General features: G+C 59.1%; 16 protein-coding genes and 1 tRNA gene. 11 read left to right on the forward strand and 6 right to left on the reverse strand.

All coding sequences use genetic code 11. From position 1 onward, the window contains the following. Positions 1-15 precede the first annotated feature (15 nt). Positions 16-864, forward strand: coding sequence for a DUF3097 domain-containing protein (locus HMPREF2781_RS00690; protein ID WP_070444785.1), 849 nt, complete (start codon positions 16-18; stop codon positions 862-864). Here the strand turns inward: HMPREF2781_RS00690 and HMPREF2781_RS00695 are convergent. Together HMPREF2781_RS00695 and HMPREF2781_RS00700 are read right to left on the reverse strand one after the other, a co-directional pair. Beyond that, positions 861-1,433: a MarR family transcriptional regulator gene (locus HMPREF2781_RS00695; RefSeq protein WP_070444784.1), complete on the reverse strand. Its 573-nt coding sequence runs from the start codon at positions 1,431-1,433 to the stop codon at positions 861-863. The genes HMPREF2781_RS00690 and HMPREF2781_RS00695 overlap by 4 nt on opposite strands. A 37-nt stretch (positions 1,434-1,470) precedes the next feature. Further along, positions 1,471-2,211, reverse strand: a complete 741-nt coding sequence (locus tag HMPREF2781_RS00700) for a TVP38/TMEM64 family protein (protein ID WP_070643528.1) — start codon at positions 2,209-2,211, stop codon at positions 1,471-1,473. Positions 2,212-2,386: 175 nt separating this feature from the next. Here HMPREF2781_RS00700 and HMPREF2781_RS00705 point away from each other — a divergent pair, with 175 nt between their 5' ends. After that, positions 2,387-2,803, forward strand: a complete 417-nt coding sequence (locus HMPREF2781_RS00705; RefSeq protein ID WP_070643530.1) for a DedA family protein — start codon at positions 2,387-2,389, stop codon at positions 2,801-2,803. On the opposite strand, the gene HMPREF2781_RS00710 is transcribed toward HMPREF2781_RS00705, so the two are convergent. Both HMPREF2781_RS00710 and HMPREF2781_RS00715 read right to left on the reverse strand, forming a co-directional pair. Continuing rightward, positions 2,800-3,069 carry a hypothetical protein gene (locus HMPREF2781_RS00710; RefSeq protein ID WP_070643533.1) on the reverse strand — a complete coding sequence of 90 codons (270 nt, stop codon included), beginning with the start codon at positions 3,067-3,069 and terminating at the stop codon, positions 2,800-2,802. The genes HMPREF2781_RS00705 and HMPREF2781_RS00710 overlap by 4 nt on opposite strands. A gap of 79 nt (positions 3,070-3,148) precedes the next feature. Continuing rightward, positions 3,149-3,234: transfer RNA gene (locus HMPREF2781_RS00715), tRNA-Leu, on the reverse strand. 219 nt (positions 3,235-3,453) lie between these two features. Here HMPREF2781_RS00715 and HMPREF2781_RS00720 point away from each other — a divergent pair. Next, a complete protein-coding gene (locus HMPREF2781_RS00720) occupies positions 3,454-4,017 on the forward strand; it encodes a YbhB/YbcL family Raf kinase inhibitor-like protein (protein WP_070446603.1) in 564 nt (187 codons plus the stop codon). Between the two features lie 23 nt (positions 4,018-4,040). Next, a complete protein-coding gene (locus tag HMPREF2781_RS00725) occupies positions 4,041-4,436 on the forward strand; it encodes a hypothetical protein (protein ID WP_070446604.1) in 396 nt (131 codons plus the stop codon). 84 nt (positions 4,437-4,520) lie between these two features. On the opposite strand, the gene HMPREF2781_RS00730 is transcribed toward HMPREF2781_RS00725, so the two are convergent. Further along, entirely contained in the window at positions 4,521-5,633 is a 1,113-nt protein-coding gene (locus tag HMPREF2781_RS00730) for a quinone-dependent dihydroorotate dehydrogenase (RefSeq protein WP_070643536.1), read from the reverse strand. A 47-nt stretch (positions 5,634-5,680) separates the two neighbouring features. Next, complete coding sequence (locus tag HMPREF2781_RS00735) at positions 5,681-6,712, reverse strand: NHL repeat-containing protein (RefSeq protein ID WP_070643539.1); 1,032 nt, start codon at positions 6,710-6,712, stop codon at positions 5,681-5,683. A 75-nt stretch (positions 6,713-6,787) separates the two neighbouring features. Between HMPREF2781_RS00735 and HMPREF2781_RS00740 the strand changes: the two genes are divergently transcribed. From HMPREF2781_RS00740 to aspA, 7 genes are all read left to right on the forward strand, one after another. After that, entirely contained in the window at positions 6,788-7,639 is an 852-nt protein-coding gene (locus HMPREF2781_RS00740; protein WP_201828226.1) for an undecaprenyl-diphosphate phosphatase, read from the forward strand. Positions 7,640-7,689: 50 nt separating this feature from the next. Further along, complete coding sequence (mshC, locus tag HMPREF2781_RS00745) at positions 7,690-8,934, forward strand: cysteine--1-D-myo-inosityl 2-amino-2-deoxy-alpha-D-glucopyranoside ligase (protein ID WP_070643542.1); 1,245 nt, start codon at positions 7,690-7,692, stop codon at positions 8,932-8,934. A gap of 24 nt (positions 8,935-8,958) precedes the next feature. After that, positions 8,959-9,342, forward strand: coding sequence for a hypothetical protein (locus HMPREF2781_RS00750; protein ID WP_070446609.1), 384 nt, complete (start codon positions 8,959-8,961; stop codon positions 9,340-9,342). After that, entirely contained in the window at positions 9,343-10,068 is a 726-nt protein-coding gene (locus HMPREF2781_RS00755) for an HAD family hydrolase (RefSeq protein ID WP_070643544.1), read from the forward strand. A 59-nt stretch (positions 10,069-10,127) separates the two neighbouring features. Next, positions 10,128-10,391 (forward strand): phosphoribosyl-ATP diphosphatase, encoded by a 264-nt coding sequence (locus HMPREF2781_RS00760; RefSeq protein WP_010186658.1) that lies wholly within the window; start codon positions 10,128-10,130, stop codon positions 10,389-10,391. Positions 10,392-10,455: 64 nt separating this feature from the next. After that, positions 10,456-11,301: an ATP phosphoribosyltransferase gene (gene hisG / locus HMPREF2781_RS00765; RefSeq protein WP_070446611.1), complete on the forward strand. Its 846-nt coding sequence runs from the start codon at positions 10,456-10,458 to the stop codon at positions 11,299-11,301. A 91-nt stretch (positions 11,302-11,392) separates the two neighbouring features. Then, positions 11,393-12,925, forward strand: coding sequence for an aspartate ammonia-lyase (gene aspA / locus HMPREF2781_RS00770; RefSeq protein WP_070643547.1), 1,533 nt, complete (start codon positions 11,393-11,395; stop codon positions 12,923-12,925). Positions 12,926-12,974: the final 49 nt, after the last annotated feature.

Consider the following 12,974-nt stretch of genomic DNA (forward strand, 5'->3'; position numbering starts at 1 on the left):
ATAGGGTAGACCGCTATGAGCTTGAATTCCCGGGATCCTTACGGCGGCGACATTTTCGCCGGACATGCACGCAACAAGAAAACCGAATACCCCGAGGTGCCCGCAGAACCGGGGCTGGTCGTCGAGGTTCGCGGAGACGATTTCGTGGGGGCGGTGATGGGCGTGGACAAGACCGCGTGGGGGCCAGTCGTGCGCCTCGAAGATCGTCACGGTACCGAGCGAGTATTCAAACTTGTCAAGGGCGGCTTCCTTGTAGAGGGGCAGCCGGTGACGCTGACGAGATACGTCGAGAAGCAAGCGCCCAGAAAGTCGAACTCTGGATCGCGCCGCGTTGAGAACGTTGAGGCGAAAGTAGCCGCGCCATCGCGCATTTGGGTCGAAGGCATCCATGATGCGGCGATCGTGGAGAAGGTCTGGGGGCACGACCTGCGAGTAGAGGGCGTGGTAGTCGAATACCTCGAGGGTCTAGACAACCTCGAGGAACGCCTCGCTGAATTCCAGCCAGGACCTGGGCGCCGCGTGGGAGTTCTCGCGGATCACCTCGTAGAAGGCTCAAAGGAAACGCGGTTGACGCAAACAGTGGGCGAGCATGTGCTCGTGACCGGACATCCCTTCATTGATATCTGGGCAGCCGTTAAACCCGAGCGCCTAGGGCTGCGCGCCTGGCCCGAAGTTCCCTATGGGGAGGACTGGAAGACTGGTATCTGCCGGCGAACGGGCTGGTCCGATCCCAAGGAAGGCTGGAGCCGTGTTTATAATGCCGTCAATTCCTTCCGGGATCTCGATTCCACGCTCATCGGCGCTGTAGAACGTCTCGTAGACTTCGTCACGACGCCCGAGCTGCGCAAAGAAGATCTTCTTTAGTTCGAGTTCGCTCGGTCGATGAGATTCACCGCGAGCTGACATCCGGCGGTTTCCGCTGCCCAGCCTGCCGCCTGGAGGCGCTGGGACATAGCCTGTTTGGAGATACCCAATTCCTCGGCGGCCTCATTCTGGTTTAGTCCTCCGCGCACCAAGGATGTAGCCTCGCGGCCCTCCATCGTGCGCTTAGTGAGTACGAAGCCGAGGAGAGCGAAGGCCGCTGCAATATCCTGCGCTTCCTGCGCCCGCCCGCGCCGATCAACCTTGGCGTAGACATGCCCCGCGCGTGCTGATCCCTTCACAGCAGCGGTAGCGACGGCGCGCGTCTCGGCATCTCCCGCGCCCTCGCCCGGGACAACACCGATACCGATGGCCCAGTCACCGTCCGCAAGAAGTGCCATGACGACATCGCACACCGCGGAAGAGGAGTAGGCAACGGCGCAAATATCCTCGACGCCAAGGACCTCGAATTCACCGACGCCCTCCAGCGTGGAAAGCGCAGCTGCGGAGCGTTGGACCAAATCGGCGCGGCGCACCGAGCGACCGCGGTAGCGGGCATGGACTGCTAGCACGTTGAGAGACTCCTTCCAGTGAGAAACAACGTTTAGTCTACCCCTTGCGCTTGACCGGTCGTTGCATACCGGGCTCGAGCGGCAAGCGCGTGTCTAAAATGAGTCCGGCGATACCGAGTGCAGCGGCGAGGACAAAGCCAACGATGGTGTAGGGGCTTGTCTTACCGGTAAGCGCGTCCCCGAAAAAGACACCGATAGCGGTCGTGGGAATCGAACCGATGAGAGTGGCGATGGAAAACTGCAGGACCGAAATTGGGGTGAGGGCCGCGACATAGTTTAATAAGGAAAACGGAACTCCCGCGACCATCCGCAATGAGGCCACGGCGAGCCAACCGCGGCGGTCCAGGCGCGCATTGATTGCATAGACCGCCGGGTGCGTGAGGTGCGGGCGAATCCATTCACCAAGCAACCTGCGGATTATCAGCAGGGAAACAGTGGCGGAGATGGTCAGTGCGACGAGGGAGATGACCAGCCCGAGCCACGGGCCGAAGAGGAGCCCCGCGGCTAAAGTCCATACTGTTCGGGGGATGGGGAACTGCGTGAAGAAGATATAGGAGCCGGCAAAGGCGACGAGGAACCATGGCCCGAGGTGCTGCGACCAAGAACGGAGCGCGGCGAGAGAGGGGACGTCGACAAGCACGGCAAGAATCACCAGCGCCATGCCGGTGAGGATTACCGCCGCCCAACGCTTCCACGTCCAGCGGCTGCAGCTCCGCCAAGCCGAGCGCGCCAAAGACGTACAAAAGTCACCGACGCTGTGCACCCAACCAGTTTTCATAGGGCTACAAGCTTAATCCGAGTGAGGCCGAAATCCTCATTGGATCCAAGCGCGTCCCGCGAGTCGCGGTGTCTGGGGAGGAACTGGGAGTAGCGCCCCAACTTGCTGGCAAGCCTCGGTTCGATGCACGGTTTCAGCACTCCGCGGTGGATACTTATCTGAGGCACGCATCCGCATGAACTTTCTTCATAACCTCACGTCTTATATGGACGCGGCTACCTTGCTTGAGGCTTTTGGGCCATGGGTCATAGGCGGTATTGGCCTCGTGGTGTTCATTGAGTCAGGAGTACTCTTTCCGTTCCTTCCGGGGGATTCACTCCTGGTGGCCGCTGGTACGGCTGAAATGCCCTATAAAAAGTTCATCGGATGGAACGTTAGCGGGGCAGTGGCATGGGTGCTCTCCATGAATTTGGTCGGCGTCTTCTTGGGAAATATTCCAGGCATTGCCGATTCGATTGAGAAGATCATGCTGCTTATCATCGCGCTGTCTGTAGTGCCCATCCTGATCAAGGCTGTGCACAGCTACGTCACGTCGAAGAAGAAGGCAACTGTAGTGGAAGAAGCGGAACCTATTAATAGCCGGGCAGCTTAGCAGTCCACGTAGCGAGCGTACTCACCCCGCAAGCGAGCATGGGTGACATAAACGGGTTCGTTGTCCCCAGCGTGCCGCAATTCCTCCGTGAGGCCGGCCATGACCGCGTCGCGGGCTTGCGCATGGGTGGAGTGGAAGCTCATCACCGTGCCATCAACAACGGCGTCACCGCGTCGTTTAACCACAACATACTGAGAGTCCTCGGGGGCCTCGACCACATGGCGCTGGGCGGTGAAGGGATCTAGATAGGTAAAAGTAGCGTGCATACGCACCCACTGTACCGATGCGAAAAGCCCCGTGAATCGCCTGCCTTTCTGGCAATGCGAAACACGGGGCTTCTATCTGTGCCCGAGGGGGGACTTGAACCCCCACGTCCGTTAATAGGACACTAGCACCTCAAGCTAGCGCGTCTGCCATTCCGCCACCCGGGCTAGGGTGTTTGTTCAGCCTCTCGGCTGGGCACTCGCATACTGTATCCCGAATGGGCATAACTTCACAAATCAGCAGCTCACGCGGTGTTTTAGGCTCGTGCAGTGTGCTGAAAACACAACGATGAAACTCGCTCGCCCCAACCGAGCGCTTACTGCCGCTGTCTAGGGCAGAAGACCATTCGTCGGCATGGGTTTTAGCTTTCCGGTACAAATGAATCTATGACTAAGAACACTTCAGATTCCGTTGAGAGCTACGCCACCGATTCCCGCTTTCCCGGCCCGGACCCTTATGCACCACTGGGGGATGTCCCCGCATTCACCGTAACGTCCACTGATATTGAAGAGGGGGCGGAAATCGCAGAGCGCTTCCGCGCTCCTGAGAACATCTCACCGCAACTCTCGTGGTCGGACGTACCCGAGGGAACCAAGTCCTTCGCTGTCACCTGCTTTGACCCGGACGCTCCGACGGGTTCCGGTTTCTGGCACTGGGCTGCGTTCAATATTCCGGCTGACGTACGTGAGCTTCCTACGGGAGCAGGCTCCGCGGAAGACCTTGGGCATGAAGGTGTCATCAGCTTGCGCGGAGACTCCGGCCAGCGCGTTTATTACGGGCCCCAGCCGCCAGCTGGTCATGCCCCGCACCGCTACCTCTTTGCGGTCCACGCCGTCGACGTTGAGCGCCTCGACATCGACCCGGAGGCAACGCCGACGGTCCTTGGGTTTAACCTTTTCTTCCACACCCTCGGCCGTGCGATTACGTGGGGCTGGTACGAGGCCCACTAATACGGCCCATTAGACTCGGCACAATGACTAGGAATTCGGATACTAACCCCACGACTGACGGAGTAGATATCCCCGCCGCCCTGCGCGTGGGCGGCGCTTTCATGTTGCTGGCCGCCGTGTTAGCACTATTTGGGCTCGTATCGATTTTCACCGACGGCTGGGGCGCCACCTTTGAATGGACATGGCGCCACCTCGCCATCGTTGGCGCGGCGCTGCTCGTCGGTGCATTCAGCACCCAACGCCGCGATCAGCGCGGCAGCCGCGAGCAAATCATTGCGCTAGTCCTAGCGCTGGTGCTCATCATCGCTAGCCGCGCACTGCCCAGTACGGTCCTCACCACGATGGGGCAGTACGTGGTTTTCCTCTACGCCGTGGCTGCAGGCCTGTGCGCGGTCATTATCCGCCGCACACTGCGTTAAGTGAAACGCATGAAGCGCGGAAGCCCCTCATCCGTGCTTCTCTTCATCGACAGGGCTAAGCCCCCTCGAAGACTCTTCGGGGGCTTAGTCGATCCATCCCAGACCGGAGCCAACTGCCTCCGAGATGTTACTGAGGCCGTGCGCGCGAATCTGCTGGGCAATGCCGCGGTGAATGTCGCGAATCCAATCCGGTCCACCATAAATCAGTCCGGTGTAGCCCTGCAGCAGCGAGGCACCGGCAGTAATACGTTCCCATGCCTGCTCCGGCGTGGAAATTCCGCCCGCCGAAACCAGCACCAGTTCATCGCCTACGCGGGCGTGAAGTCGCTTGAGCACTTCCATCGAACGCTCAGCCACCGGGGGACCCGACACGCCACCCGCGCCCATGGCAGCAACCTCGTCGGCCGGGGTATTCAACCCCTCACGGGAAATAGTGGTGTTGGTAGCCACGATCCCGGCCAAGCCAACTTCCACGGCCATATCCGCCACGGCATCAATATCTTCATCGCTGAGATCGGGAGCAATCTTGACCAAGACCGGCGAGGAAGTCGATTCCACCACGGCTTCCATGATGGGGCGGAGGGACTCCACTGCCTGCAGGTCACGCAATCCTGGGGTATTAGGGGAGGACACATTAACCACGACATAATCGGCCAGATCCCCCAGCACAGATGCGCACTGACGGTAATCATCCACAGCATGCTCGGCGTCGGTGACCTTGTTCTTGCCAATGTTGATGCCCACGACATCGTTGTAGCGGCGCTTGCGTAGATTGCGCGCGGCGGCCAGCGCACCCTCATTGTTAAAGCCCATGCGGTTTAGGATCGCCTTGTCCGCCTTGAGTCGGAACAGGCGGGGAGTAGGGTTTCCGGGCTGCGCCTTCGGGGTGATGGTGCCCAGCTCGGCATAGCCGAAGCCAACGGGGGTCCAGACATCAGCAGCCGCCGCGTTCTTGTCGAAGCCGGCCGCCAACCCTAGCGGACGTGGGAAGCGCACCCCAAAGACTTCCTGTTCCAATACCGGATCATTAACCGGTACCACCTTTCCCAGCGCGCGATTGAGCGGGCCACCGGCTTGGAAGATAGCGAGCCCGCCGTTGATGATTCCGTGGATTCGCTCTGGGTCGAGTTTAAACATTCCCTTCAATGCTGCCTGGTAGGCAGCATGGCGGGCGCGGTCAAGAGCGGAGTACTGCATGAAGTGTCCTTAGCTGAGGTTGCGAATGAGGTCTTTGAGACCGGATGCTAGCGCGGTGATGTGTCGAGTTGCGGATCGGTGATGAACTGGAGGCCTTCACCGGATGCGGAGGCGGTGACGAGGGTGCCGTCGCCCAGCACAGCAATAGTGCGTGCATCAGCCACAGTGTCCATGGTGCCAACGTTTTCTGGGACGCCCGCGGAAACGGTATAGGCGTGGAGATGGTTGTTATCGGTGGTGGTTACCCACGCCAGTGTGCGGCCGGCATCCCAAGCCACGCCCCACGGTGTGCCGTCGGTGTTGCCGTATTGGTGCAGGCGAATAACGTCGCTGGCAGTGTAGATAGCCACGCGTTTGCCTACGGTGTCCGATGCCACGACCACGGCCCCTTCGCCGCCGGAGATCTGGCCGACGCCCTGGCCTACACGCAGACGCCCGCCCGCACGGTCCTTTTCCCAATCGAGAGATTGAATCGTCGAGTCTTCCCTTAAGACGCGGACGATGCCGTCCGCACCCTCAGAAACGGGAACGGAAATGAGCTGATCCGAACCGGCCTCCACCGTGATGCCGGTGCTGCGTTCCCCGTCGCGGTACACGCCGACGGTGGTCGAGTCCTTTGAACCAACGAATACTTCACCGCTGGAAGCCTCCGCGGCTACCGTTACGGGCTGCTCCTCATCCACTGCCAATTCCTGTGGGGAATCCGGCTGAGACGGATCAACAAGCAAGACTTTTTTCCCACACGCGAGGAGGAAATGCTTGTCAGAAGCGGTCAGGTCGCCGCACTTCTGATCGACGGAAATCTGCGTGGCCTTTTCTTCCTCAAAGTCCGCAGCCGAACCTACAGCGAGGGAGTCCTCGGTGCGCACGGCGAGGGTATCACCCACCGCCGCGAGGTCAGTCACGGCAGCGTAGGGCACGACGGTGCCCACTGGCTTCGATGACTCTGGGGAAGAAGCGGGTTCGGCCTTGCCATAGACCGCCGAGTTGGGGTCCCCGCCAACCCCTTCCGTGGGATTGCAGGCGGCAAGGGCGCATGTGCTGGCAAGAAGGGCAGAAGAAAGCAGGACTCGACGCATTTTCACGATCCCTCATCCTAGCAGTCAGCGTGGTGGAAACCGGAAGCCATGGAGCGCGCTAGTAGGCTGTCGCGGGTGACTACAACAGCTACAACTGACGCCATGACATGGGTACAGGTCATCGTCTTGTCTCTTGTCCAAGGCCTCACCGAATTCCTGCCCGTGAGCTCTTCGGGGCACCTACGCATCGTCTCCACGCTCTTTTGGGGGCAGGACGCCGGCGCCTCCTTTACTGCCGTTATCCAGCTCGGCACTGAGTTAGCAGTGATTGTGTACTTCGCGGGAATGATCTGGCAGATCCTCAAAGGGTGGTTCATAGGTCTCGTGCACAAGGAGCAGCGTGGCCAGGACTACCGCATGGGGTGGATGGTCATCGTCGGCTCAATCCCGATTGGCATCCTAGGCGTCCTGGGCAAGGACCTGATCAGGGATAACTTGCGCAACCTGTGGATTACAGCATCCATGCTCGTGCTTTTCTCCGTTGTCTTCATCATCGCTGAGAGGGTGGGCAAAAAGGAGCGCAGCTTCGAGGACTTGACGATGCGCGATGCCATCGTCATGGGCCTATGCCAGTGCTTAGCTCTCATCCCAGGTGTCTCGCGCTCGGGAGGCACGATTTCGGGCGGCCTCTTTTTGGGCTTGGATCGCGAGGTGGCGACGCGCTTTAGCTTCCTCCTCGCCATTCCTGCGGTTATGGCTTCGGGCCTGTTTTCGCTTGGCGACGCCTTCGGCCCCACCGTGGGGCAATCTGCCACCGGCGCCCAACTGCTCGTCGGCACGCTCATCGCTTTCGTCGTCGGTTATGCGTCTATTGCGTGGCTGCTGAAGTTCGTGGGTAACCACTCCTTCGAGTGGTTTGCGGCCTACCGCATCCCTGTCGGGCTCCTCGTCATGCTCTTGCTGGGCCTCGGGGTGCTCGCCCCTTAATAACCGGGCATGCGCCAGTTGCGGAGTCAGTACACGTTAGGATGGTGCCCATGCACTCTTGGCCTGTCCCGCACATCGATTCCGTACCTGGCGCCCCGTCGCCGCTTCACCTCTATGATTCCGCTGATGAAGAGGTAAAAAAGCTCAACATCGAGGGGGAGACCGCCACCATGTATGTCTGTGGCATTACCCCGTATGATTCCACCCACCTGGGCCATGCGGCGACCTATCTCACCTTTGATCTGATCTACCGCCAGCTGCTGGATAACGGCTACAAGGTGAATTACGCCCAGAACATCACCGACGTGGATGATCCGCTCTTCGAACGCGCCGAGCGCGATGGCGTGGATTGGCGCGAGTTGGGTACCTCGCAGATCAATCTTTTCCGCTCCGACATGGAACTGCTCTCTGTGTTTCCTCCGCAGCACTTCGTTGGGGCGATGGAAGCCATCGATGAGATCACGGAGATGGTGCAGGCGCTTCTCGACGCAGGTGCAGCCTACGTCGTCGATGACCCCGACTATCCGGACGTCTACGCATCCATCGAGGCCACGAAGAACTTCGGCTACGAATCGAATTATTCCCGGGAGCAGATGGAGACCTTCTTTGCCGAGCGCGGCGGTGACCCGGACCGCCCCGGTAAGCGTGATCCGCTAGATGCCTTGATTTGGCGTGCCCACCGCGAGGGCGAACCCGCCTGGGAATCTCCTTTTGGTCCGGGGCGTCCGGGCTGGCACATTGAGTGTTCTGCCATCGCGACCAACCGGCTCGGCTCCAGCTTCGATATTCAGGGTGGAGGTTCGGATCTCAAGTTTCCGCACCACGAGTTTTCTGCGGCGCATGCTGAGGCCGCCCGTGGTGTCAAACGCATGGCCCAGTCCTATGTGCACACCGGCATGATTGGCTTGGAGGGCACCAAGATGTCCAAGTCTTTGGGTAACCTGGTCTTCGTCCACAAGCTAGTGGAGGCAGGCGTTGATCCCTCTGCGATTCGCCTTGGAGTATTCTCCAGCCACTACCGTGAGGACCGGGACTGGTCCGACGAGGTCCTGCACACCGCGCAGGAGCGTTTGGAGCGCTGGCGCGCGGCCTCCCGAAACCCAGGAACCGTGGAAGAGATCAAGGACGTTGTCCACAACGTGCGCCAAGCGTTGGCAGACGATGTGGATACCCCGCGCGCTATTGCGGTTCTTGATCAGTGGGCTGAGAATGCCCCAGGGGCAGCGGAAGCGTCCGAAGAAGCATCTAACGTTCTGCGCACTGCAGTTAATTCCTTGCTGGGCGTGCGCCTCTAGGAAACTTCAGGCATGATTTAGCTCATGACGATTCGTGCAGAATTCCAGCCCACCGTTGATGAGTTCATGTCCAACCTGCAGTCCTTCGCTACCGGGGATTACCTCAAGGAAGAGGAGAAGGAGTTCTGGGAGGCACCGTTTGATGCTTCGGTGCTCCCAGACCTCCGCTCTATCTTGGAGTCCTTCCTCGAGAACCTAGATAAACTTCCAGATGATCCAGATGGTGGTCTCCTGGGAGCCGCGGTACGTCCTTCCGTCGAGAAGCTCGCAGCTTTCAACCGCAAGAACGCCGACGCTGTACTTGAGCCAGAGGAGAAGGAGGAGCTCACCGAGCTTATTCACTCGGCCTCCGCAGCAACAGGTGCAGATGATGAAGCCCTCGCGCAGCTACCGGAGCTGGATTTCTAATTGACTGATACCGATCAGACCGCACATACCTGTCGTCCCGCCGCGATCTTCTGGGACATGGACGGCACACTCACCAACTCTGAACCACTATGGGAAGAGGCCACCTTTTACCTCTCCGAAACGTTGGGGCGCCGGCTGACACCTACTGAGCGTTTGGCGACGGTCGGCGCGACCTTTGAGGACACGCTCGCGATCTGCGCTGACAAAGCCGGCGTCGAGCTCCAGTCTGGTGATAGCGAACGCTACCGCATGCTCATGTTCGACTACGTAAAGTCGCTTTTTTCCGATCATCTCGAGATATTCCCGGGAATTTCGGAGCTTCTTGGTGAGCTCAAGGATGCGGGAATGCCGATGATGGTGACCACGAACACTGAGCGCTACGTGGCGGATTCCGCAATCGCGGCGTTGGGCCGAGACTATTTCGTTGACACGATCTGCGGCGACGAGGTTCCCCACGGCAAACCAGCTCCTGATATGTATGCCGAGGCTGCCCGCCGGGTAGGTGCTCGACCCCAGGATTGCCTCGTATTCGAGGATTCGGCGGCAGGTATGCGCGCGGCGGTCGCCGCTGGCTGCTCCGTCATTGGCCTGCCGGAAGGGGAGCACGTTACAGTCCCAGACGAGGTCACTGTCATCGCCGAACTGCGAGGCAGCGGGCACCGCCACCTGGAAGGTGCGACGGCGCGCGATATTTATGAGTGGTATCAGCGCTTGCGCTCACTGTAGCCGGAGAATTTCGGCCGGGGTGCAGAATTTTATGCAGCGGTGTGGAAGAATATTCCTTTGTGAAGAATTTTGAAAGCCTGTTTGAGGAACTGTCCCAGAAGATCGCCGAACGCCCCGAAGGCTCCGGCACCGTGGAAGCCTTCGATAAAGGAATCCACCACTTGGGCAAGAAAATCATCGAAGAGGCTGGCGAAGTGTGGATTGCGGCCGAGTACCAGTCCGATGAGGAACTCGCTGAGGAGATGTCGCAACTGCTGTACTGGCTCCAGGTTATGGCGCATAAGCGCGGCCTGAAGCTCGAGGATATTTATTCCTACCTTTAGTCGGCCCCTTGCCGTCCTAGTACACAGCCAACATCGCAGTCAGCGTAGAAAGTACCGCACACCAATGATCAAAATTGCCGTCCCCAACAAGGGGTCCCTGTCCGAGGCCGCCCTCGAAATCCTGAAGGAAGCTGGATACAAAGGCCGTGGACACAACAAGTCACTCAACGTCGTGGATGAGGAGAACGGAGTCGAGTTCTTCTTCCTGCGCCCAAAGGATATTGCCATCTACGTGGCGCAGGGCGTCCTGGATCTGGGCATCACCGGCCGTGATTTGGCACTGGATTCCCGCGCAAAGTTCAACGAAGTTCTAGCCCTGAATTTTGGCGGCTCCACCTTCCGCTATGCCGCACCGGCGGGGGAGGAGTGGGACGTCGCCAAGCTGCAGGGCAAGCGTATTGCCACGTCTTATCCCAACGTGGTTCGTGATAACCTCGCAGCCAATGGCATCGACGCGCAAGTCATCCGCCTTGACGGTGCGGTCGAGATTTCAATTCACCTTGGTGTCGCAGATGTCATTGCCGATGTGGTTTCCACAGGCACCACACTGCGCCAGCAGGGCCTTGAGCCCTTCGGTGAGCCCATCGTGACTTCGGAGGCTGTGGTGATTAAGCGCGAAGGCGAAGACGTCACTGCAGATGAGAACGTTGTGCTCAGCCGCATCCGCGGAATCCTCAATGCACGCCACTTCGTCATGCTCGACTACAACGTGGCAGAGGAAAAGCTGCCTGAGGTCGAAGCAGTGACTCCTGGTCTGACGGGACCGACCATCTCTCCTTTGGCCCGGGAAGGCTGGGTCGCTGTGCGCGTCATGGTTCCCCGCAAGTTGGCGAATCAAGTTATGGACAGCCTCGAAGGGCTCGGAGCAGAAGCGATTCTCGCTTCAGATCTGCGCATTGCCCGCTTTTAGGGGGATATTCCAAACATTTTATTCGCGCACCTAGCTACTATGGTGGCTGACCATCATCGTTCTTCGATTTTTATGCAAGGAGTCAGCCCCGATGGCAAAGACAACAAAGAAGGATGCTCAGCCAGAGGCCAAGGAGACCAAGGACGTGAAGTCTCAGGTCGAGGAAAAGGCCACTAACAAGTCTTCGAAGGCCCCGTCTAGCAAGAAGACGCGTACTGAGACTGATCTTCTCGGCTCCGTGGAGGTTCCGAGTGATGCGTACTACGGCGTTCACACGCTGCGCGCTATCGAGAACTTCCAGATTTCCTACGTGACCATCAACACCATCCCGGATTTCATCCGCGGTATGGTGCAGGTCAAGAAGGCCACCGCGATGGCTAACCGCCGTCTGCACGTCCTTCCTAAGAAGAAAGCAGAGGCAATCATCTGGGCCTGTGACCAGATCCTGGAAGAGGGCCGCTGCATGGACCAGTTCCCGCTGGATGTCTTCCAGGGTGGCGCTGGTACCTCCCTCAACATGAACACCAACGAGGTTGTGGCCAACCTGGCGCTCGAGTACCTCGGTGAGGAAAAGGGTTCCTACGACGTCATCAACCCGAACGATGATGTCAACATGTCCCAGTCCACCAATGACGCGTACCCCACCGGCTTCCGCTTGGGCATCTACTACGCCATGGAAGACCTCATCGAGCGCATCGATTCCCTGCAGGCAGCATTCCACGCCAAGGGCAATGAATTCGTTGACATCCTGAAGATGGGCCGCACCCAGTTGCAGGATGCCGTTCCGATGACCCTTGGTGATGAATTCAAGGCCTTTGCGCACAACCTTGCGGAAGAGCAGGCCATCCTGCGCGACGCCCAGAAGCGTCTGCTGGAGATCAACCTCGGCGCAACCGCTATCGGCACTGGCGTGAACACCCCGGCCGGCTACCGCCACCAGGTCACCGCCGCACTGTCCGAGGTCACTGGTCTGGAGATTAAGACCGCCCGCGATCTCATTGAAGCAACCTCTGACTGTGGTGCTTATGTACTGCTGCACTCCACCATCAAGCGTGCGGCAATGAAGCTGGCCAAGATTTCTAATGACTTGCGCCTGCTGTCTTCTGGTCCGCGCGCGGGCCTGGCAGAGATCAACCTGCCGCCGCGTCAGGCTGGTTCCTCCATCATGCCGGGTAAGGTCAACCCGGTTATCCCGGAGGTTGTTAACCAGGTCTGCTTCAAGATCTTCGGTAATGACCACGTGGTCACCATGGCGGCTGAGGCTGGCCAGCTGCAGCTCAACGTCATGGAGCCGGTCATCGGTGAGGCACTGTTCCAGTCCATCCGCATTATGGGCAACGCCGTCGATACCCTGCGCGAGAAGTGCGTCACGGGCATCACCGCAAACGCTGATGTGTGCCGCGCTTACGTGGAGAACTCCATTGGTATCGTCACTTACCTGAACCCGTTCATCGGCCACCACAACGGTGACATGATTGCTAAGGAGTCCCTCAAGACCGGCAAGGGAGTCAAGGACCTAGTTCTGGAGAAGGGCCTGCTCGACGAAGAGACTCTCAACAAGGTTCTGTCTGTAGAGAACCTCATGCACCCAGAATTCCGCGGTCAGCTCTACATCGACGAATAAAGCTGTGCCACAGCACTAGCGTATAGAAACGCTGATGCTGCACGCCACG

It is taken from the genome of Corynebacterium sp. HMSC062A03, from assembly GCF_001811145.1.
In the GTDB taxonomy this organism is placed as follows: Bacteria; Actinomycetota; Actinomycetes; order Mycobacteriales; family Mycobacteriaceae; genus Corynebacterium; species Corynebacterium aurimucosum.